Raw genomic sequence first — 21,347 nt, 5'->3', positions numbered from 1 at the left:
CATCTAAATTAGGAATTGACCATCCCAGTCTAATCGAAATGATAAATAGTGATATAAAGAGAACAGTTAAAAGAATAGTGTCTCGATTAGATTCGATTGACCGATAAAGATCCGCTGTTGATAATTGGACCACGTTTATTGTTCCGACATTTTGATTTGTAATGAGCTTTTCTGTCACTGTCGAACCGAATGGAATTGGGTGGCAGAATTCACAATAAATCTATCACTACTATTTATATTGTCGACCTGAGAAGTCGTTTATTCCTGCCCCCAATCACTAGCATTCGTGTTGAGAGTGTAATAGTCGGATAGGTTCTCTTAACCCCTCGTCAGGTGGTCATCGTGAGAAACCACACCCACTAAGGTGGCTGCCAAATCAGGCAGAACCAAGATGGAGAGCACTAAACGAACAGGGTTTGCGGTCTTTGCCGCCGCTTTTTGCGTGCGCCTTGCGGCAGTTCCAGCGTCGATCGCTGGCCTCAATCCCTATGCAGGAGGCGACGCGATCGGATTTGCAAATCACGCGGTTCGTGCGGCGATTCGCCTTTCGGATTTCTCTCCGCCAGTCATTGAATCCCTGCGAGATACATACGGCATCTGGGGTGCGTTGCTGTCTCCATTCTGGCTGATCCCTGGCCCGAGTCAGATATATGCGACCCTCGGGGTTGCCCTGCTCGGGTCGCTGTCGATCTACAACATCTATGTGCTTGCAACCCATCTTGGGAGAAGCGATCAGGCGGGTCTATATGCGACAATTCCCCTCATCTGTCTCCCCAGTTTCGTCTTCGTCGAGACAACGCTTCTTCGCGAGGCAGCAATCTTGTTCGGGATGACGACTGCAGCCAGAGTTCTCATTGCACCTGGGACACAACTTGGGCGATTCTCAAGAGGGTTTGTCGCCGTTGCTGTGCTGTCTGTGACCGTCTTCTTGCGCTTCGAGAACATTGTGCTTTACTCTGGATCGGTTATAATTGGGATGATTGCGTGGTATTACCCAAATCTGCGAAAACGCAGTATCGGTCGCCCTCTGTTAGCATCGGTGGGACTGATAGGTGTGGTCAGCATGTTCATTTTTGCCTCAAAGATAGCCACCTACTTCAACCAGATTCGAGAGGTCCGAGCTCGCGGACGGACGGCGTATCTTGGAGACGTCATGTTCTCTGGGGTCGCCGATTTTATTGTATTCTCGTGGATTGGAGTGGCCTACCTGCTGTATTCGCCATTCCCCTGGCAGGTCAAAACTATCTCCGATTTCATCATCATGGGTGAATCGATGATTCACCTGTTGTTCACTGTGTTCGCTGTTCTCGGCACTCGGATTGCATTACATCGAAAGATGCCACCAGTTTTGGCGCTTGTCGGCGCGTTTCTGCTGGGAGTAACAGTCTATGGGTTTGGAACGGCAAATGTCGGAACAGCTGTTCGGCATCGACAAATGTTCGTCTGGGTAATTTATTTATTCGGCGGGATTGGGTTAGCCAGTCGTATCCGAGGTACATTCTCGGAGTCAGCGGTTAAACGCTGATAAGTTTGGCGAACACGGAAACACCGCTGCCAACTACGATGCCAGATAAGTTGTTTAATTTGGATTGTATATCTGGTACACTGGGCGTTGGTATCTATTGTGCATGACGACAAATACCATTTGCACGCTTGAACAGAGACACATATCAATAGTAAATAGGGATGAAGAAGATTGAACGAACAAATGTTAGATGAACTAAAGTCCAAAATTCTGTGGATTATCTCGCTCGTAAGATATCCTGAAATGGTAAGATTTCTAATCAATATAGCTCCTGTTTCGACCTCGATTCAGACGGGGTCTGAAGTTGATATTGATATTAGATGTGAATTTAGTGGAGATATTCGTCTAAGTGATGACGTACGAATTGGGAGTCACTCGGTACTAAACGGAGAAATTGAGGTCGGAAAGGGAACAAATCTCAACGGCAGAAATGAACTACATGGAGATATTACAATCGGGAAGTATTGCGCCATCGCTCCTTCGGTTATGTTCAGGCAACATAACCATAGGACAAACAGAGCATCATTACAAGACAAATTCTACCGAGATATGTTCGATATGAGGCTTCCTCAAGTTTCTGACGGGGCGATTACTGTTGGCAACGACGTATGGCTTGGTTCACGGGCAATAGTCCTGTCTGGAGTGACGATCGGCGATGGGGCAATTGTAGGCGCGGGGGCAATTGTGACAGACGATGTGAAACCATATTCTGTTGTAGCGGGAGTACCGGCAACACACAAAAAGTGGAGGTTTTCAGAAGACATCAGAAAGGAGCTACTGAATCTTCAATGGTGGGACTGGTCAGATGAGCAAATAAAGTCCAACCGAGAGTTCTTCAAATCAGACCTTTCTACTGTGGATAGCGTACACGAACTCATAGAGCACTAACTACTCTAAGTACCCCAACTGTTTCAACCGATCTCGATCAACTTCGTGATTTGGCGTCCGGCTATTTTGTTTGAACTCAGGTATTGCTGCAAGAGCCTCGTCAACACTGAAATTTGGCTGACCGTATTTGATTTCAGATGGCAGGTGCGCTTTGAACATCTTCCAGTAATTACGCACAGATGAACTCCGAGCCAATGAGGAATGAGGCCCCTTTACGAGGTGGACACCAAACGAATACATTAGGCGATTTAAACGTGACCCGGTGTGAGAAACGTAACCTCCATTCTTGTCCCACGCACTTCCAGCGATATACGACTTCAGATGTTCGTAGCGCGTTTGCTTCCATACCTCCGAACGCACTAGTCGTTTAGAATCAGGGCTTCGCTGCCAGAGATTTACGCCGTCTGTCCTGTTTGGAAGCTTTCGTTCAAGTGCACCATGTGCAGTTGGTACAACATCTGTTCCAGATAGTAGAACATCCAATTCTTCGTTCAACGGCAAGCCAGCACCAGCGAATACTATGGGAATTTCGACTAACTCAGGGACCATTGGAACAGCGTGAGTGAATAGTTGACCGTGTTCGCCCAAAATCTCTCCATGATCGCTGATGAATATCAATAGCGTGCTTTCTAATTCACCTCTGTTCTCCAATTCGTCTACTATTTTCGTGAACCGGGAAGCTGACGACGAGACACTTTGAGAGTAGAGAGTTTGTAGCTTCTCAACATCCCGATTTTGTTTAAAAAACGAATGCATGTCGTCGTAGCGTTCAAAAGACTCACCATATGGGAAATGTCCCCCACGATCATGGTAGACGTAGACGAATGGCGTGCTTAATTCTTTAAATGGTTTTCTTGGTGGTGAAGCAAGTGCCTCTGGTCGTAAATAAAACTCTTCATCATAATCGTACACAGCATCTTCCGGACCAGAGAACAACGAAGGAAGAACTTGGATTTTCTCATCAAAAGACCATACTTGATGTCCTGATGGGTACTTGCCTGTCAAAATTGAAGGAACACTCGATCCGGTGAATGTGCTGGGGGCGATCGCCTTAGCGGTAATTCCTTGGCTCCGAACCTGGTCAGGAAGTGAATCATACCGAACAGAATCAGAAATAAAAACAACTACATTGTCGACACTCTCAACAGATGCAGCACTTTTTAAAGGTAATTGCGAGCTCATTAGTAGATTCTTCTCTGTTAGCGGAGTGTATTAAATTGGCTACTTAGAGATACGAACTTGCCCAAATTATAATCGAAGCTACTGTTAGAAACATGAGGATTAGATAGTTTCTTGAGAATGGGTGTGCCCCAGTCCGGGTATAGACCTGATAAGAATACAAAACATTCAGAAATATATACGAAATGGTTGTGGCTACTGCCGCACCAACGTAATCAAATTGAGGTACCAAGAGGAGATTTAGTATCAAGTTCGAGCTAGCGGTGAGTAAACCATCAATCATGATCAAACGGGACGAATCTGTCGCTTTTATTATATCAGAGGTAGGGCCAGTGATAGAGTGGAAAAAGAACCCAAAAGCGAGGATTGAAAGAGCAAAATTCCCAACTATGAACTCTTGCCCAAAAAACAGCCTAATAATTGGTCCAGGAAGAAATAGGAGTACCACAAATACCGGTAAAGTACCTAGAAAAATCCATTCTGTAGTAGACTGATAGTCCGATTGAATCTTATCATATTTATTTTTTGAATAGAATTCTGAAAATGTTGGAAGAAGGATATAGCTGAGACTTATCATTACAATCGAGAGGTGATGACCGAGCGGGTAGACGACGTTGTACACACCAACTGACCCCGTGTCGGAAAAGTAGGCAATTACAAATGTATCAACACCAGAATATATAACACTCATACCTGCAGAAATCCACAGTGGGAGGCTGTATGCTACGAGGTCTCTACGCATCTCAATCTGCCCGAGCTCCGAAAATAGAGGAGTATAGCGCGAAAGATAATACAAACCCAATGTTGCGGAAACCGCAAGCGACAGCGTGTGTGCCCCGGCGATAGCGACGGCACCTAATCCAAATAAACCGAAGAGACCAATAATGATCACACGGGATCCTTGCAGACTAAGATCGTCGATTAGAACTTTCGGAAAGGTTTGTTTATTCCCTCTAATCGCACTGACTGCAAGTTGACCTAAGTTTGCCACAGGTATTCCTAAAGCACATACACGAATAACGGGGGTCAGAGAAGGATCGCCAAAGACATCCGAGGAGAGCAAAGGTGCAAATAAGATGATGAGTAGTGAGATGAAAATAGAGACAGGGAATATTATTAAAGAAGCGGACACTAGGATATTTCGCTTCTCTTCGCGTGCATCGTATCGCGGGAGATAGCTACTTACTCCTTGACCTAACCCAACCATGGTTAAGGTTGATACAGCAGTTAGAATGGTTGTTCCAATAGATACCTTTCCGTAACCAATTTTACCTAAGTAGCGAGCAGCGAGTACTGAAACGAGGAAAGACAGCCCAAGCCGAGCCGCCATACCAAGGAAATTAATCCCCCCACTCCTCAAGATTCTTTCAAGTCTTGAGTGAGCCATACATAGGTATTCAAAACACTCGTCAAAGACCTTTGGAAGTCAAACGACAGCTTCGTCCACTACCATGGAAGCAATTATTTAAATACCGGTCAAATAAATTCAGACAAGAATGGTCAGCCGAGTTGTTGCCGTGTGTCCCTCGATAAGTCAAGGGCTCCAGGATTACTCCGAGAACCTTTATTCTGAGGTAATTCACGAAGTCGAGGACTTCCGTATGCTCTGTAACCATGAATATGCGTATTTGGAGAGAAACCCGTCAGCATGTCCGATATATGGGTCCGGACCGATCAGCGATGTTATAGCGACGATAGCGCAGTTGCACAAATTTGATCCAGACGTCGTTCACTCTCAGAGTACGAATTTAGGATTGCTATTCACACTTATTCTCTGCAAGACCTTGTTCGATTTCAAATTGGTGTTAACGCCACACAGTTCTAAGTCTCATTTTGAGCGACCAGTGTACGAGAAGTTCCAGACAGCGATTTACAACATCTGCAATGGGATAATTTGGCATACGACACAGGACGAGGAACGAATGACAGAAGCGGGTGTAACGACGCCGCAAACAGTTATCGACCACGGTGATTATAGTTTCTACACAGATTACCGGACCGACGTCACTCAAACCACGGCGAGAGAAGAACTCGGCATCGCGGACGAGACCCACGTGTTCCTGTTCTTCGGCTATCTGCGTCAGGACAAACGATTGGATCTCCTCTTGGAGTCCTTCGCTCATCTCCCAGACGTTCGGTCAGAAGATGCAACGCTCCTAATCGCTGGACAGTCCATTGACGACGAGCTCACCGCAGACTACCTCAAGAGAATCGACGAGTACGGTCTATCCGAGCGCGTCGAGACGCACATTGGGTTCGTCGAAAACGAGGACGTGCCGCTCTACTTCGAAGCAGCTGACACGCTCGTGACGCCGTACGATACGATCTCTGAGAGCGGCGTCGTCCACATCGGATTTGCGTTCGGTCTCCCGGTGATCGCGACCGAAGTCGAAGGGTTCGCTGAAAGATTCGAAGAAGGTAAAAACGGACTGCTAGTATCGCCGGACGACCGCGAAGAACTCACCGAGGCCTTAGCATACGCGATAGAAAACGAGACAGAGATGCAGGGGATGGGTACTCACAATCGGACACAGGCCGAAGAGAGTGGCTGGGAAAAAATCGCCCGAGAAACGGTCGAATTCTACGGACAATTATGAATCCGAGCGTCGCTGTACTGGCAGACAAAATTGTCCGTGGCGGAGGAGAGTCTCTCCTTCTAGACATCGTCGCTGCAATCGGCAGCGAGGTGGAGTTCGAAATCTGGTGTTTGGGACCGGTCGACGATGCAGTGCGACATGACTTCGAATGCCACGACGTCAACATCTATCGGGTCAGGAAGCAGCCGTACAGTGCGGCTGAAAAATATCAGCTAAAACCACTTCCGGCCGTGGTATCGCTTCTCCGAGAGCGGCGAGTAGACGTTCTTCACGGGTATTCACTTTACTGCAATGTTATCTCAAGGCTCGCGTCAAAAGTCGTTCCAGCTACGAAAAGCGTTAGTCACCACCACGGCGTCACAGACGCACTGTCGGTTCCCCGAATGGCGAACGTGGTTACTGGCAGGCTTTCTGATTGCACGATTTGTGTTTCCGAAGCTGTTTCCAGAGCGATTTATAATGACCCCGACTCACTTACCCGAAGGGTGGCAGGTGACGACATTCAAGTCGTCTACAACCCGATTGATTTCGACCTTCTCAACGAGAGTACGCAAAACTCGAATAAGGTCCTTCGGACATATAACCTCCAGCAGTACGACAACCTGATTGTCAGCGTCGGACGACTCACAGAGTCGAAGAACCACCGTACCTTGATTCGTGCAGCCGCTAATACGAATCCCGATTTAGGTCAGTTCGTCATCGTGGGTGGCGGTGAACTAGAGGAGAGCCTGAATCGCACAATTGAACAGTTCGGTGTCGAAGATCAGGTGACGCTGGTCGGACAAGTGAGCAGAAGCGAAAGTCTCGCTATAATAAGCGAGTCGGACTTGTTCGTGAGTACGTCGATTAGAGAGGGGTTCGGAATCGCATTACTAGAGGCAATGGCACTCGGAAAAGCAATCATCGCATCAGATATCCCAGCGTACAGAGAGATAGGCTCGACCGAATGTGTCTCCTACTTTGAACCGCGAGACGAACAAATACTGTCGAATGCGATTCAGGGGCTGTTGCAGTCGCCAGGGATGCGACATAAGAGAGAAGAACAATCAAGAAAAATGGCACAAAAATACAGTATTGACATCATTTCTCGGGTATATTCTCGGATATACGATCAACTGAGTTAAACAGAGTTGAGGCGGCATCCATCCCCTCTGCGAGGGTTCCTCGCTTCACAAAGAGAAGAGGACCCAACAGGAAGATAGAGAGACCACTTTGAACCAACGGGTATTTTTAATCTCAACTGCTATTTGTTCTTTAAATGTATAACTTCACCATTCATTCTACTCGTCGACCGACTGATCGCAGAGGAAGATGACCAGGCAGAACGTCGTCCTCATTGTGATGGACACGGTGAGAGCGAGTGACGCTCTTGGAGAGTACGACAGTCAACCGGCTGTCCCGGGAATCGAATCACTCGTTGAAGGTGGAACTCGGTTCATGAACAGCTTTTCACCCGCTCCGTGGACGCTACCCTCACACGCGTCGCTGTTCACTGGGACGTATCCCTCGAAGCACGGGGCTCACGCCGACCACAAACGACTCGACGGTGAACTATCGACGCTGGCAGAGTCGTTATCTGATGCAGAGTATGAGACTGTCGCCGTCTCAAACAACACCTGGATTAGTGAAGAGTTTGGATTTAATCAGGGGTTTGAGACATTCTACAAGACGTGGCAGTACGTCCAATCAGAGACCGACCTCGGACGGATAGCCCGTGAAGAAGAGGGGTTCCGGAAAGTGAGCAAAGCAACCAGAGCACTCTTCGATGGCAACCCTGTGACCAACATCGCAAATGCACTCTACGGTCAGTTTTTCAGGAAAAACGAGGACGACGGGGCTACTCGCACGAACGAGTGGATCGACAGTTGGTTGGCAGGCAGAGACGATTCGCGACCTTTCTTCCTGTTTGTTAACTATCTCGAACCACATCTCGAATACCGACCACTAGAGTCGTACGCGAATCGGCATCTTCCCGCGGACGTCTCGTACGAAGAGGCGATGAGTCTATCACAGGACGCCTGGGGGTACATCGTGGGAGACGTCGACCTGACCGAAGACGATCTTGACGTTCTCCACGCACTCTATCGAGCGGAGATCGATTATCTAAGTGAAAAGATAAATGAAGTCGTCCAAATGCTCAAGATGGCCGGTGAATGGGACGACACTCTCTTCATCGTCACGAGCGACCACGGTGAGAACCTCGGTGAACACGGGTTGATGGATCATCAGTATGCTCTCTACGACTCGCTCGTCCACGTTCCATTGTTCATCCATGGTGGTCCCTTCGAAGACGAGGTTGACGACCGCCTTATACAACTCGTCGACATCCCGCCGACAGTACTTGACGTGGTCGGCGTCGGATCTACGAAGATACGTGAGCAGTTCCAGGGGTTCTCATTCCATCCCAACGCCGATGATCAACGTGAGTACGCTATCGCCGAGTACATGGCCCCGCAACCGGCGATGGATGCACTTGAAAAGCGCGTCGGTGACCTTCCCGACCACGTCCGAAAATATGACCGATCGCTCAGAGCAATCCGTACTGATCGATACAAGTACATCCGCGGTTCCGACGGCTCACGGGAACTCTACGACGTCAAGAATGATCCCAGCGAAACAGACAACCTCTTCCATATTCGAGAGGACACCGCAGCCGAACTTGACGAAATCTTGGACGACTGGCTTGATTCCTTTGAGCGAGCAGAGAGCACGGGTGGTGTTTCGATGGACGACGAGACGCAATCACGACTTGAAGATCTAGGGTATCTTCAGTGACGAGGGAACAACGCCAAAACAAGTGTTTTTGCCGACCGCCGTGTTAAAATCTGCCTGACCCACCTGCCTGTAAGCCGAGAGATCTACAGCATAGTAGTGATTCAACCTAGGACAGGCTACCTATCGAATCTGGGGAATCTGATTCAGTTTGCCCTCCACAAACGACGCCAGCCCCTCACTAACCTCCACCCGCGGCTCGTACCCCAACTTCTCTCCGGCCTTCCCCAAATCCGCCACACTCCTCGCAATATCTCCCTCTCGACTTTCAGTATACACGATTTCGGACTCGGACCCAGTAACCGCCCGAATCGTCTCGGCCAACTCCCGAATGCTCACTTCGGTCCCCGTACCCACATTATACGCCTCCCCGACGTGCTCGGTCGTCGCCGCCAGCAGATTCGCCTGCACCACGTCGTCGACGTGCACGAAGTCCCGCGTCTGCGACCCGTCGCCGTGCACCGTAATCGGCTCGTCGTTCAGCGCCTGCTCTAAGAAGATGCTGATCACCCCAGAATAATCACCCGCGACCTGCCGCGGCCCGTAGATGTTGAAGTACCGGAGCGCGACCGTCTCCAGCCCGTACAGCTCGTGATACACCCGCGCGTAGCGGTCGATCGTCGCCTTGTCGATGCCGTAGGGCGAACTCGGCGTGATCGACTCCGACTCCGGCGTCGGCAGCGTCGACGCCTCGCCGTACACCGCCGTACTCGACGCCAGCACCACGCGGGCGTCGACCTGGCGGGCGTACTCCAGCACGTTGAGCGTCCCCGCGACGTTGATCGCGTGGGAGTTGATCGGCTCCTCGACCGACCGCGGGACGCTCACCAACGCGGCCTCGTGAAAGATCACGTCCGCGTCCGGGAAGCCGTCGAACGCGCCCGCGTTGCGGATGTCGTCGGTGAGCAGTTCCGCGCCGTCGGGGACGTTCGAGGTGTCGCCGGAGGTGAGGTTGTCGAGCACGTAGACGTCGTTGTCGTCGACGAGGCTGTCGGCGATGTGGCTGCCGACGAACCCCGCGCCGCCCGTCACGAGCACCGTGTTTCCCGAGAGCATATTTTTAGTTGCTCACACGTCTGAACTGGACGTAGATAATTGTTTTTCTGCAGACCGTCTCTCGCAGTAAACGTCACAGCGAGCTGTCTCGTCGGCGAGCGCCCTCACTCTACCGTGACGCTCTTCGCGAGGTTCCGCGGCTTGTCGATCGACCACCCCAGCCGCGCCGCCATGTAGTAGGCGACCAGCTGCAACTGAATATTCGCGAGCACGGCGCTCGTCCGCTCGTGTCCCTCGGGGATCGAGAGCACGTAGTCGGCGTACCGCTCGACGTCCGCCGCGCCGTCCGTGACGGCGACGACCGGCGCGCCGCGCGCCTCGACCTCCTTGACGTTCCCTATCGTCTTTCTCGCCTGCTCGCCATCGCCGGTGACGATCGCGAAGACGGGCGTGTTCTCGGCCACCAGCGCCAGCGGCCCGTGTTTCAGCTCGCCCGCCGCGAACCCCTCGGCGTGTTCGTAGGTGATCTCCTTGAGACACTCAGTTGAATCGTTACCCTACCTGAATCTAGGCCAGGCTGTTCCGATCACTTGTTGCGATTCAGTTGCGTGGTTTCAGTTTCTCTATCAGTCCGCTCAGCTGGTTCTGGAGGTTCGAACGCAGCACGTAGCAGTTGGATCGTTCGTGCGTCAGTGAGCGTCTCCAGCGAGACGCGAATCTGTGTTCCAAGGAGACCCGCGAAAAGCACGGCACTGTGAAGTACGACGTCGAGACCTCCGACAGTACCGGAAAGCACAGTGAGGCTGAGACTGATGAGCGCGGCGAAACAGACGATTACGCCCGCAATTCGAATCGGCGTCCGCCGAACCGCAGCGGCAGTCTCGGCTCCGACCCGAGCCAGTTGCGAGTGCTGTGCGAAGTGGACCGTGCGAATAAGTAGCCAGTCGAATGCTCGCACAAATGGCCCGACAGTCCGAGTCTCCCGAAGGTCGATAACGACGACCTGTGGGTCCGGTTCAGCGGTCAGCCAGCGATACAGGTAGCTCTCCCGACCCCACGTGAGGAAGAGTCGGTTCCTACTGACCAGCACCGACGTCGTGGCGACCGTCGAGACTGCGTTCTGGAACCGCCGAACGTAGTCGGCGAGCGTTGACTCGTCGACCCATCGACGGAGCGTTACGACAACAGCCCCGATGACGCCGATGACGGTCGACTGCTCGCGTGCTCGCGAGAGCGATGTTTCTGGCATTATGTTGACTCGCCAACCTCGGTAACGGTTCCTTTCACGGTGACGTTGCCGAAGTCAAACGACGCAGTTCGACCGATCTCGAGGGGTTTCTCTCCATACATCGTCTCGTTGCCCTGTGCGGTCGTCTCAAGCGTTACACCAAGCACAACGGTCTGTTTCTGGGGGTGCTCCCGCTCGTAGAGGTTTCCGGCTTCGTCTTCAGTGACAACTTTCGTCGCTGAAACGGATTTATTCTCGATTGCGACGATTCCATCTGTTTCGACTGGGCCGACCGTGAGCGCATTCGCAACATACGGTTGGACCCCCCTGATTTCGACTGTCGTGGCTGTAGACGAGACTTCTGGGGACGTGGATGTGTTATTTGGAGTCGGGTTTGGATCTTCGCTCTCACTGCCGACAACGAGGCCAACCCCTGCAACGACGACTGCTGCCACGAGGAGTACTACCAGTGCGTCGATGATGTTGACTGCACCGAACAGATTCCCTTGGTCATCAATGAGCTTCATGGGTACTCGGTTAGTCGTGGATTTTCACACTGTCATCTTAACCTGTTTGATACGCAAACAGACAATAAATTTCGAACCCGCCTCTTGACATTACTGTTTGAGTCAGGAGACCGAGGAAATCAAACATACTCGGATACAGACGATTTCGCCAACAACTCAGTCAGGCAAGTGTAGACTACAGTTCGTATACTGAATAAAAATCTGGACTTGCTGATCTGCGAGTAATAGCGTTCGTTACGAATGTGAGCGATTGGTTATCCTGCTCTAGTGCGTATACTTAGCACTATGATGCCATGGGGTCATGCCGCAGTTGGCTACCTCAGTTTCTCTCTTCTGTCCCGTCTGGGGTATCGCCGTGCACCGACTGGGGTAGAAACGATTGTACTGGGGTTCGGAACACAGTTCCCCGATCTCATCGATAAGCCACTGGCAGCACTCGGTGTACTCTCGTATGGCCGTTCGCTTGCACACTCGTTGCTTACGATGACGCTCTTGTTTGGTGTCCTCTTCGTCTTGCTCCGCGGGACACAGTACAGGAGCCTGCTCGTCCCATTTGCAGTCGGAAATATCTCACATGCGTTCAGCGATATTGGTGGTTCGCTGCTTCGTGGTGAGCACTTCGGGACGACGTTTCTGGTCTGGCCATTCACATTCGATGTTCCAGCGTACACAGTCCCTGCGTACTTCCAGAACCCGCTCGTACTCCACGTTCTCGGAGATCATACTGCACAGTGGGGGCTCGCCCTCATTGCAGCAGTCGTCTGGCTGCTGGAGGGAGGACCAACTCTGTTTCGTCAATTGCGCACTGAATTTGCAACAAAACAGCGCTGATGCTCCAGATTCGTCGTATCAGAACACGCTTCGAGCGACTTCTAAAAACGAGGTTAAGCTACTACGCCTATGACTCGCGCGCAGTGACGTTGACCCAGAGATGCACCTCTCGATACGAATTGTTCACTGTGGGGTTGGCAGGTGCCTCACCTTTGTAAAGCAGATACGTCAACCGAAGACGCTCTCCAGTGAGTTGCGGAGTAACATTGTGTTTACGCTGCCACGTCTCGTTATCCGCAAGTCGGGTCTGGAATCGACGAATCTCCTGTCGTTCGAGCACTTGTGTGGAGTTGTTCTGTACCTGCACTCGGTGTAACTCCGCAACAACGCTGTAGTTGAGTGTTTCGTGCTCGTTGTTTCCGATGCCGACGTAGAGTTGCTTACTCTCTCCGCGCGTGAATTCTGTTGGGTAATCATCAGCGACGAGTTCACCGTCGTCTGACTCTGTCAGTAGATAGAATTCAGAGAAGGACTCGCCTTGTTTTGGGACCGCAACTGCATACCCGACACTCGCTGTCGCCAATAAGAGACTCACAACGAGGACAATGTTGAGCGCACCATCTGCGCGCGAATCTGGCTCAAACAGCTCTCGTTTACTCGCACCAATCCACGCCTTATAGGGAACGCTGAATCGGTCGTCTTCGGGAACGCGCTGGCGACGCGATGAGGCGATGGCTGCTGAGATGATCGTAAACCCACCAACAGAAACGACAATCGGGAGGGTGCGAATTCCCCACGGCGTGAAATTGAGGATCAGGCCGATGAGCGGTACGATGGCGATGCTCGTCCCGAACGCAAGCGCAACACGCTCGAGGCTATCAATACCGCCGCGTGTTTCGATGTCCTCAAGCTCCTCATCGGGGAGTGGGCTCCCATCTTCGGGGGTGAGTACATGGTCGTCTGCTGGCTTATCGCCTGCTTCAGGGAACAACGCGGCAATGAATGCATACCCAGGCAGAAACAAGACGAACGGAAGACCGAGAATCACACGGAGGAACGAGTCGTTGATTCCCGGCACGAAGACAGCCCCGACAGTCAGGAGGACAAATGCGATGACAGCTGCGAGGTCTGCTGGGAGATGGCGGACGGTTGGAGGCAATAATAATTGCCACGTCCCGCGGTCGGTCATAATTATGCGGAACGAGTCACGGTTGAAAAATCAGTCGGTTAGGACTATCCGTTGAAACGAGTCGTTCGGTCAGTCGTTCTCGGTCGACTGATCGTCTGACTCAAGAATCCCTGAAGAGAGAGAAATAGCCGTTGTTGCCTCATCTGCTGATGGATTGTCTGGGCCGTACACGGCGCGCTCGTAGCGTTCCACCAATTCGTGAAGCTTGGTTGCGTGCTCGCCAACCTGTGCTCGATAGGCGTGATAGAGTTCCCAATGTGTCGCCGCTGCACCCAGTCCCAGATTCGTCGCAAATCGGTGCCGAAGTGCTTCATACGCAGCCTCGATGGCCGTTTCTGTCTGCCCACTCGCAACCCGTTCTCGAGCGAGTTCGAGAAGTGATGTATTCGTTTCTGGTGTGGGTGTCGGTTGTAACGGCGTCGCCGCAGACGTCTCGTCACTCTGGGGGGTCGATGCTGTCTCTGTTGTAGATTGACGGAGATATAGGAACCCGCCACCGGCGAGTAGTGCGACGATGATGAGCCCGCCACCGACCCAGTAGATGAGATTCGAGTCGCTCTCTGGTAGTGGGAGGTCATTCGTCGTGTCGCCAGTGGAAACTGTGATCGGAACCGTCGCTTTGGCTCTCGCACTGCCGAGGTTCGTTCCCTCGCCAGTATAGACTGCGGTTAGCCGCACGTCCGTCGAGCCACCAGCGACGACGTGCTTCGGAACGCGAATCTGTGATTGATACGTTCCGTCGGGGTTGGTCGTACTTGTTCCGACGAGCAAACCATTAACGAGGAACTTGATCTCTTGGCCACTGAGGGTGCGTCCATCTGCTGTCTGGAACTGTCCAGAAACAGGGATCGTCCGCCCGGAGCTTGCGCTTGTATTGAGTGTAAGTTCTGTCGGCGTTTGCTCAACCTGTACCGATTGCGTAGCTGGAGAGGCCGTCACTGCACGGTCGTAGATACCAACCCCGACGCGGAGCGCTTGATTACCGGCCGAGACGTTGGCAGGCAATGTTGTTTGGAAGCGGAAGCTCCCGTCGTCAGTTGTTTGAGTCGTTCCGATCGGAGTCGACCCAATCGACACTGTGACCGGAACCGACGGAACGGGTGTGGTATCCACTGCAAGGTCACCGGTGACTGTGAGACCCTCACCATAGGCTGTCGTCGAGGGAGCCTCAGCGAGTTGGAGTGTTGCCTCCGTCTGGGTGACTGCAACGTCGACCGTCTCATTGGCACCAAGGTAGATCGAGGCCGACTCTGGCACGTATCGGACCGTCATGTTCTCACTCGAGAGCGGCAGGACTGTCGGTCGGTACGTCAGCGAAAACGTCCCATCACTGTCGGTCGTCGTTGTCACATTGCGGCCGCCCGTCTCGAGACGGATCGTCTGGTCTGCAAGCGCTGTGCCGTCCTCGGTGGTTAGTTGTCCACTCACCTGTAGCGGCTCTTGAAACGATACCTGTGACTGACTGATCTCAACGTCCAGTTCTGTTGGCGTGAACTCCTCCTCAAGTACCGACTGCTCTTGGGTCGAGATGTCCTGTTGAATCTCGTCAACAGATTCCTGTGCCTCAGTGAAGTCTGCCCCAGTCTGATTCGAAAGTCGTGTGTATGAGTTGTTCAGCTGTGTCGATTGGCGATTTGATCGCTGAGCAAGGTTTGTGAGTTCACGCGCGAGTTCACGCGCACGCTCCTCGTTGCCGTTCTGTTTCGCCTCTTGATATGCATCGTATGTCTGGCGGAACTCACTGACAGTCGTCGTGTAGTTCCGTTGGGTGTTTTGGGTCGTCTCGAACCGATCTGCAGTCCGCTCATTGCCCGTCTCACCTGCGACGTCGATGTACTTCCCCAGTGTCTCAGAGTAGTCATCGCCAACGAGCTGTCGAGCTTGTTCGTACTCTCCTTGGCTCAACTGAACGCTACTTTGTCCCAGTCGTTCAGCAAGAATGCGTGCGAGATGTGATTCGAGTCCGGCGAGATTGCCATCCTGATTCGTCGAATCAGGATTTTCGTGTTGGACAGTCGTATTATTCTGTTGTTGGAAGACATCCGACTCGAGTGCTGCTTGCTCGGCGTGACTCACACGGGAGGAGGCGTGTGACGACCCCGTTGCTGCGGCAGGCGGGACACAAAGCGAGGTTAGTAGGACTACCGCAAGGATGAGTACCCGCCATCGTGAGTTGGGCCACGGGGTCACATCAAGACGATATCGATGACCGCATAAAGATACTTTCGTCTCAATCGACCACTAGCCCAAAGAAAAGAAATTGCGCAAGCTTCAATTGTTCCGCTTGGATTCATTCGGACGATGCACCCAACGCGTCGATACTGGACGCTGGCCGGACTCGGCGCGTTCTTCGTTCTATTTGCTGTCGTTATCGACCGTCCACTCGCGCTTGTCGGAGCTGTTGCTCTCGGGTCGGTCTTGGTAGTGTCGCAAGCGATGACGGTCGCGTCGTTCACGAACACTGACGACGGACTCTCAATCGAGTATTCGGTTTCTCAATCGCGCGTTGCCGTTGACGACACCGTCTTTGTGACGATAACTGCTCGACAGACAACTGTGAGTGACGTTGGTGTGACGGTAACGGCACAGCCACCGCTTGCTGCACACTCGGTTCCTGAATCCGATCGAAAACTCTCTCTCGCACCTGGTGAGACCTCGGAGACGAAATCGTTCGAGGTGACTGTTCCAGTGGCCGGTCGTGTCGAACTTGGCGAGCCGCGAGTCGAGTTGGCTGATGAGCAGGGCCTCTTCACCGAGACGTATCAGCGTGGCCCAACTGAGTCGTTTACTGTCGAACCACGTGCACCCCGCAATATTCACATCGGACAGGGAGGCGAACAGATGCTTGGCGCCTACGGTGACCATCCAATGAACCAAGCCGGTGCTGGCCTGACTCCCGCGGGCCTCCGACAGTACCTCCCCGGTGACACACTGAATCGAATCGACTGGAAGGCAACAGCCCGGCATGCCTCTCCGTACGTTCGTGAGTACGAGGTTGAGGCTGAGCGAACGACGCTACTCGTCGTTGATCACCGCGCAGCCATGAACGTCGGCCCAGCAGGCCAGACAATGTTGGATTTCACTCGGGAGGTTGCACTCGGTATTGTCCAATCAGCCCGGGAGAACAACGATTCACTTGGGTTCTACAGCGTAGGTGATGCAGGCTTAACGACAACGCGGCCGCCGAGTGCGACGTCAGGTGGCTATCGACAGATTCGTCGAACGCTTCACGAACTCACACCGACCCCACAGGAGACACACACAACCAGTGAACAAACGACTACCGCTCATCCGTCTACTGCACGGCAAGCGTCACAGCGACTTGCAAACGACCAGTCGATGTTTGCCGGTCGAATCCGGCCATTCCTTGATGCGAGCGACGTCTACGTTGAGCGGATTCAAGGCGATGCACTATTCGAGGCTGTTCGCCGGGCACAGATGCATGAGTCTGGAAAGACCTGGACCATTCTCGTAACTGATGATACCGAACGCGACCGGATTCGCGAGACTGCTCGCATCGCCTCGAAGCGTGGGCACAGTGTGCTCGTGTTCATGACACCGTCCATCTTATTCGAGACGGGGACATTGGCTGACCTTGAGACGACATATCAGCGGTACGTTGACTTCGAGGAGTTCAGACGTGAATTGCAGGACCTCTCTCGTGTCACTGCCTTCGAAGTTGGTCCGGGCGATCACCTGAGTACGATTCTGCAGATGCAACGTGCAGGCCCACAGCAGGGAGGGACAACCCAATGAGTACGTCTGTACACCCAAAGGAGGCAACTCCATGGTCGTGGTCACGGCCGACGCTTCTGGCTGGGCTTGGAACTGTCGTGACAGTTGCTGTGTGGGTGTGGCTCACCGGTCCGCTTGCGCTGCTGTTTGGCGGAGTACTCGCTGTTGGTGTTCTCGCTTTGTCTGCACCCTTTGCGTTCGCCCTTGGACAGGTGCTTGTCTTTGGGGTTGTGACCGACGGGACACCCGTTGGACTTCTCCTCGCTGAGAGTGGGTTATTTCTCATCTTACTCTCTGAATACGCGTCGACGACCCATTCGCGTCGTCGTCAACTTGCGACTGTCGCTACCATCGCTATTGGTGGCGTCGTCGGCTTCCTTGCCGTCGTCCTTGGTGGCGATGTGTGGGTCGTTACGATAGCTGGCGTCGTGCTTGCGTCGCTTATTGCCTACGGGCTTCATCGGTTCGAGCTCGTCCAACTTGACCTCGTTCTCGAAAATTCATGAGCCAACAACAACCACTCCAGAACGGTACTGGCACAGAGACAGAGGGTACTGACAATGACCTCCGGGCCGAAGTCGAACTGCTCGAAGAGGAGAACCGACGCCTTCGCGAGCAGTATGTTCGGGCCCGACGAGCGAGCTATCGACGAAGCGCCCTTGGATTGGGTCTCGTTGGTGGGATCGCCGCCCTCGGTGCCGTGGTGTTTCCGGCCGCACAGACCGTGTTGTTCGCACTGGCTGGAATCGGCATCTTTGCGGCCCTCTTGACGTACTATCTCACGCCCGAACGATTCATCGCCGCCGACGTTGGTGAGCGCATCTATACGGCGCTGATGGACAACGAGACGGCGCTCGTTCGTGAGCTTGGCTTGTCGGAGACGCGCCTCTACGTCCCGGATGAGGCGGAGACTGTCCGGCTGTTCGTTCCCCAGCACGCCGAGTACGACGTACCAGCTGACGACGAACTCGAATCGACACTCGTGGTCACAGAGAATGAGCGTGAACGTGGGCTTGCACTCATACCGACCGGTCAGAGCCTCTTTGAAGAGTTCGAGCAAACTGTGTCAGGCTCGCTTGGGTCGACGCCCCAGGAACTGAGTACCCAGTTGACGGATGCACTGGTGAATGTGTTTGAGTTGGTCGAGACGGCGACTGCAGAGGTAGACCGAGAGGATAGCCGTATCACTGTTGCAATAGCTAATAGCGCCTATCAGGTTGATGACGATGTTGATCACCCGGTTGCATCCTTCCTCGCGGTTGGTCTGGCGGTTGGATTAGAGAGGCCAATTAGGACGGATGTGTCGATCGATCCCAGCGATGACAGCGACGTCGACTTCCGTGTGACATGCCGATGGGACGCTGCATCAACCTCGACGTAGTGATCGCTGTCGCTCAAATCTCTCTTTGGAACCAGAACCGACGCGAACTCCGAGCGGCGCTACCGTGCTGAATCGACTGACGCCGCCTCGTCAGAATCGATGTTGTGCTGAGGCAACGGGACAGTATCGAGAATCTCGGACACAATTTCTTTGCGAGAGCGCCCACTGAGTTCGGCTTCCGTGCCGAGGATCAACCGATGAATAAGCACGTTCGGTGCGAGTGCTTTGATATCGTCCGGTGTGACGAAGTCACGGTCACGAATTGCGGCACGTGCTTTCCCGGTGTTGAGGAATGCGAGTGACGCACGAGGAGAGGCACCATGTTTGATGAGTTCCGACTCACGCGTCGCAGCGACGACATCGAGGATATATTCGTGGACCTTCTCATCAACGTAGACGTCGTTCACAGTCTCGCGTGCGGACAAGAGGTCATCCAGTGAGACCGTTTGTTCGACGGCATCAGGACCAAGCCCTGGGTTCGAGTCGAACCGCTTGAGCATTTCTCGTTCGTCAGTACGCTGGGGGAGGTCGACGATGTACTTCAGTTGGAAGCGGTCACGCTGTGCTTCCGGCAGCTCGAACGTTCCCTCCTGTTCGATTGGGTTCTGCGTTGCAACGACCATGAACGGCTTCGGGAGTTGAAGGGTGTCTCCTTCGATTGTGACTGTCCCTTCCTGCATCGCTTCGAGCAGTGCACTTTGTGTCTTGGGCGTTGCACGGTTGATCTCGTCTGCAAGGACAAGATTTGCGAACACCGGGCCGCGCTGCAGTTCGAACTGCCCAATGTTCTCTCGATAGATGTGGGTCCCCGTGATATCGGCGGGCAGGACGTCAGGTGTCATCTGAATCCGCTGATAGTCTAACCCAGTGGTGCGTGCAAAGAGATTCGCGATGGTCGTCTTTGCAACTCCTGGGACGCCCTCAAGAAGCGTATGTCCGCCCGTCAGCATGGAAATCGCAAGGCCTTCGACGACGTCTTCGTTGCCGATGAGAACCGTGCCAGCCTCATCACGGATGGCCTCGAAGACTGCTTTGGGATTACTCATTGTTTGATTCGTCTGATTGGCGGTCTAAAATACCTGTTATTACGCGTTGCATACGACTGGCTTCCCACTCTGGATGATGTTTCCGAAGATACGCGATGAGTGCTGCTTCTGTGCCATGGGTGCTCCAATCAGCCGCGGGGTAGTCGGGCTCAGTTCCACTCAGTCGACGAAGCACTCGTGGTGGCTGAAGCCAGAGCATGAGTGCGCCAACGCCAAGCGTGCCGACGAGGACTTGGAGAAGTGGCGTGCCACGAATCACAAGGAGTGCTACAGCGAGGGGCGGCTGTTGGCCCGCATGCGAGTAATCCAAGAGAACGTGTTCGTGCGCACCGAAGAGGTTCTGCGTGAACTGCTGGTTGCCCGGGCGTTCGAGCATTGCGTTAATGAACAAGCTGGGATCACTGATGACGATAACACGACCTTTCCCGACTGATTCGGTCGTCACAACCGGATACTGCTGGAGTGTCTCGTTTTCGTCGAGTTCTTCGTTCCGATTCGTATCGAGATAAGAGAACTCAGAGGAGCGTACGAGTACGCGTGACCCATTCGGTTCGATGACAGTTCCGTGATTGACCGTGAGTTGACTCACGTTCTGGGTGAGCGTGCTGTTGGTCACGTTCGTCGCCACGGGCATTGCAGGCGAACGGTAGTTGTTCCGCTCATCTCGGAGAGGCCGTCGGTCGACTGACGCATTTGCCCCGACTGTTCGCAGGAGGTCGTTGCTGTGTGGCCCATAATCCTCTGCAACAACGAGTGTTCCCCCTGCTTCGACGAATTGGGTGACACGATGTGTATCCGTCGTATTGTACGATTCGGCAGGCGAGAGTACGACGGCAACGGTCTGGTTTGTATCTGCTGTGTTGTAGGCACTCGTATTCAATGCGATTTCACTGCTTGCGCCAGCGGTCTCTGCTTGGTTTTGCAGCGCCGAGGCGCCGTCCCAGGCCGCGTTGTACACACCAAACGCTGCGGTTGATGTGCTGGCCGCAATAATGAACGCAAGTCCAACGACTCCAATGAGTGTGATGAGTAAGAGACGAGGGTAGTCATCACGAAGCTCACGCCACGTCATCTTAGAGCACTCCCTCCGGGAGGATCTCGAGAATCCGACGGACAACGATGTAGCCGAACACGGCGAGTCCCACAGCGATAATCCATTTGAGTCTGGCTCGCCACGTGGGCGTTACACTGAACGGAGCCGTGAGTTCTACCACGACGAGAAAGCCAATGAGACAGACGACAAAAAACAACTCGAGGGTGAGCGCATCGAGAAGTGCAAGCACAAGCAGTGCTGCGGTCATCCACGCAACCTGTGCGCGAATAAAGCGTTCTCGACGCGTGGTGACCATAGCCGGGACTGAGTGAGGGAGGCTTACTAAAGTATCGGAGTGTCTGTGGTGAATACAACCAGGAGTCACCAGCAGAACCGTTGAGATTCACAGCGACCGTGTGCTATTTCTACAGCGATATTTTGTTAAATCAGACCCGATCTCATCGAGTAAGTGTGCATTAT

The 21,347-nt window shown here is 53.1% G+C and carries 19 protein-coding genes and 1 pseudogene; 9 read left to right on the top strand and 11 right to left on the bottom strand.

Annotation, left to right across the window (positions count from 1 at the left end; translation table 11 throughout):
* Positions 1-391 precede the first annotated feature (391 nt).
* Complete coding sequence (locus EOHIBHHM_RS09885) at positions 392-1,525, top strand: hypothetical protein (protein ID WP_497250067.1); 1,134 nt, start codon at positions 392-394, stop codon at positions 1,523-1,525.
* Positions 1,526-1,696: 171 nt separating this feature from the next.
* Positions 1,697-2,413, top strand: coding sequence for a CatB-related O-acetyltransferase (locus EOHIBHHM_RS09880; RefSeq protein ID WP_497250065.1), 717 nt, complete (start codon positions 1,697-1,699; stop codon positions 2,411-2,413).
* Here EOHIBHHM_RS09880 and EOHIBHHM_RS09875 read toward each other — a convergent pair whose 3' ends face one another.
* Both EOHIBHHM_RS09875 and EOHIBHHM_RS09870 read right to left on the bottom strand, forming a co-directional pair.
* Positions 2,414-3,595, bottom strand: a complete 1,182-nt coding sequence (locus EOHIBHHM_RS09875) for a sulfatase-like hydrolase/transferase (protein ID WP_497250063.1) — start codon at positions 3,593-3,595, stop codon at positions 2,414-2,416. It lies immediately after the preceding gene.
* Between the two features lie 43 nt (positions 3,596-3,638).
* A complete protein-coding gene (locus tag EOHIBHHM_RS09870; protein ID WP_497250061.1) occupies positions 3,639-4,979 on the bottom strand; it encodes a flippase in 1,341 nt (446 codons plus the stop codon).
* A 109-nt stretch (positions 4,980-5,088) separates the two neighbouring features.
* On the opposite strand from EOHIBHHM_RS09870, the gene EOHIBHHM_RS09865 reads away from it, so the two are divergent.
* The 3 genes from EOHIBHHM_RS09865 to EOHIBHHM_RS09855 all read left to right on the top strand — a co-directional run bounded on the left by EOHIBHHM_RS09865 (position 5,089) and on the right by EOHIBHHM_RS09855 (position 8,964).
* The gene (locus EOHIBHHM_RS09865; protein ID WP_497250059.1) at positions 5,089-6,189 is read left to right on the top strand and encodes a glycosyltransferase family 4 protein; all 1,101 of its coding nucleotides are present in this window, start codon (positions 5,089-5,091) and stop codon (positions 6,187-6,189) included.
* Positions 6,186-7,313, top strand: a complete 1,128-nt coding sequence (locus EOHIBHHM_RS09860; protein WP_497250057.1) for a glycosyltransferase — start codon at positions 6,186-6,188, stop codon at positions 7,311-7,313. The genes EOHIBHHM_RS09865 and EOHIBHHM_RS09860 overlap by 4 nt, the downstream gene beginning before the upstream one ends.
* Positions 7,314-7,500: 187 nt before the next feature.
* On the top strand, positions 7,501-8,964 hold the full coding sequence (locus EOHIBHHM_RS09855; protein ID WP_497250055.1) for a sulfatase: 1,464 nt from the start codon (positions 7,501-7,503) through the stop codon (positions 8,962-8,964).
* Between the two features lie 120 nt (positions 8,965-9,084).
* On the opposite strand, the gene EOHIBHHM_RS09850 is transcribed toward EOHIBHHM_RS09855, so the two are convergent.
* The 4 genes and pseudogenes from EOHIBHHM_RS09850 to EOHIBHHM_RS09835 all read right to left on the bottom strand — a co-directional run bounded on the left by EOHIBHHM_RS09850 (position 9,085) and on the right by EOHIBHHM_RS09835 (position 11,712).
* The gene (locus EOHIBHHM_RS09850) at positions 9,085-10,017 is read right to left on the bottom strand and encodes an NAD-dependent epimerase/dehydratase family protein (RefSeq protein ID WP_497250053.1); all 933 of its coding nucleotides are present in this window, start codon (positions 10,015-10,017) and stop codon (positions 9,085-9,087) included.
* 104 nt (positions 10,018-10,121) lie between these two features.
* Positions 10,122-10,493: pseudogene (locus EOHIBHHM_RS09845) on the bottom strand (SIS domain-containing protein); the annotation flags it as partial.
* 50 nt (positions 10,494-10,543) lie between these two features.
* The gene (locus EOHIBHHM_RS09840) at positions 10,544-11,206 is read right to left on the bottom strand and encodes a hypothetical protein (protein WP_497250051.1); all 663 of its coding nucleotides are present in this window, start codon (positions 11,204-11,206) and stop codon (positions 10,544-10,546) included.
* A complete protein-coding gene (locus tag EOHIBHHM_RS09835) occupies positions 11,206-11,712 on the bottom strand; it encodes a DUF4330 family protein (protein WP_497250049.1) in 507 nt (168 codons plus the stop codon). The genes EOHIBHHM_RS09840 and EOHIBHHM_RS09835 overlap by 1 nt, the downstream gene beginning before the upstream one ends.
* Positions 11,713-11,997: 285 nt before the next feature.
* On the opposite strand from EOHIBHHM_RS09835, the gene EOHIBHHM_RS09830 reads away from it, so the two are divergent.
* Complete coding sequence (locus EOHIBHHM_RS09830) at positions 11,998-12,543, top strand: metal-dependent hydrolase (protein ID WP_497250047.1); 546 nt, start codon at positions 11,998-12,000, stop codon at positions 12,541-12,543.
* 67 nt (positions 12,544-12,610) lie between these two features.
* Here EOHIBHHM_RS09830 and EOHIBHHM_RS09825 read toward each other — a convergent pair whose 3' ends face one another.
* Entirely contained in the window at positions 12,611-13,672 is a 1,062-nt protein-coding gene (locus EOHIBHHM_RS09825; RefSeq protein WP_497250045.1) for a DUF1616 domain-containing protein, read from the bottom strand.
* A 69-nt stretch (positions 13,673-13,741) separates the two neighbouring features.
* Positions 13,742-15,748, bottom strand: a complete 2,007-nt coding sequence (locus EOHIBHHM_RS09820; RefSeq protein WP_497250043.1) for a DUF4129 domain-containing protein — start codon at positions 15,746-15,748, stop codon at positions 13,742-13,744.
* Positions 15,749-15,973: 225 nt separating this feature from the next.
* Here EOHIBHHM_RS09820 and EOHIBHHM_RS09815 point away from each other — a divergent pair, with 225 nt between their 5' ends.
* From EOHIBHHM_RS09815 to EOHIBHHM_RS09805, 3 genes are read left to right on the top strand one after another with little or no spacing between them, the layout of a single operon-like run.
* Positions 15,974-17,428 (top strand): DUF58 domain-containing protein, encoded by a 1,455-nt coding sequence (locus EOHIBHHM_RS09815; protein ID WP_497250041.1) that lies wholly within the window; start codon positions 15,974-15,976, stop codon positions 17,426-17,428.
* Positions 17,425-17,913: a DUF8163 family membrane protein gene (locus tag EOHIBHHM_RS09810; RefSeq protein ID WP_497250039.1), complete on the top strand. Its 489-nt coding sequence runs from the start codon at positions 17,425-17,427 to the stop codon at positions 17,911-17,913. The genes EOHIBHHM_RS09815 and EOHIBHHM_RS09810 overlap by 4 nt, the downstream gene beginning before the upstream one ends.
* The gene (locus EOHIBHHM_RS09805) at positions 17,910-18,788 is read left to right on the top strand and encodes a DUF7982 domain-containing protein (protein ID WP_497250037.1); all 879 of its coding nucleotides are present in this window, start codon (positions 17,910-17,912) and stop codon (positions 18,786-18,788) included. Before EOHIBHHM_RS09810 ends, EOHIBHHM_RS09805 begins: the two co-directional genes overlap by 4 nt.
* 59 nt (positions 18,789-18,847) lie before the next feature.
* Here EOHIBHHM_RS09805 and EOHIBHHM_RS09800 read toward each other — a convergent pair whose 3' ends face one another.
* Genes EOHIBHHM_RS09800 through EOHIBHHM_RS09790 form a run of 3 tightly spaced genes read right to left on the bottom strand, consistent with a single transcriptional unit; the run spans position 18,848 to position 21,183 of the window.
* Positions 18,848-19,834, bottom strand: a complete 987-nt coding sequence (locus EOHIBHHM_RS09800) for an AAA family ATPase (RefSeq protein WP_497250035.1) — start codon at positions 19,832-19,834, stop codon at positions 18,848-18,850.
* The gene (locus EOHIBHHM_RS09795) at positions 19,827-20,906 is read right to left on the bottom strand and encodes a DUF4350 domain-containing protein (protein ID WP_497250033.1); all 1,080 of its coding nucleotides are present in this window, start codon (positions 20,904-20,906) and stop codon (positions 19,827-19,829) included. The genes EOHIBHHM_RS09800 and EOHIBHHM_RS09795 overlap by 8 nt, the downstream gene beginning before the upstream one ends.
* Before the next feature lies 1 nt (position 20,907).
* Positions 20,908-21,183, bottom strand: coding sequence for a DUF8044 family membrane protein (locus tag EOHIBHHM_RS09790; protein ID WP_497250031.1), 276 nt, complete (start codon positions 21,181-21,183; stop codon positions 20,908-20,910).
* Between the last annotated feature and the right edge of the window lie 164 nt (positions 21,184-21,347).

It is taken from the genome of Halogranum roseipondis (assembly GCF_059695585.1).
This window is presented reverse-complemented; position numbering and strand designations above follow the sequence as displayed.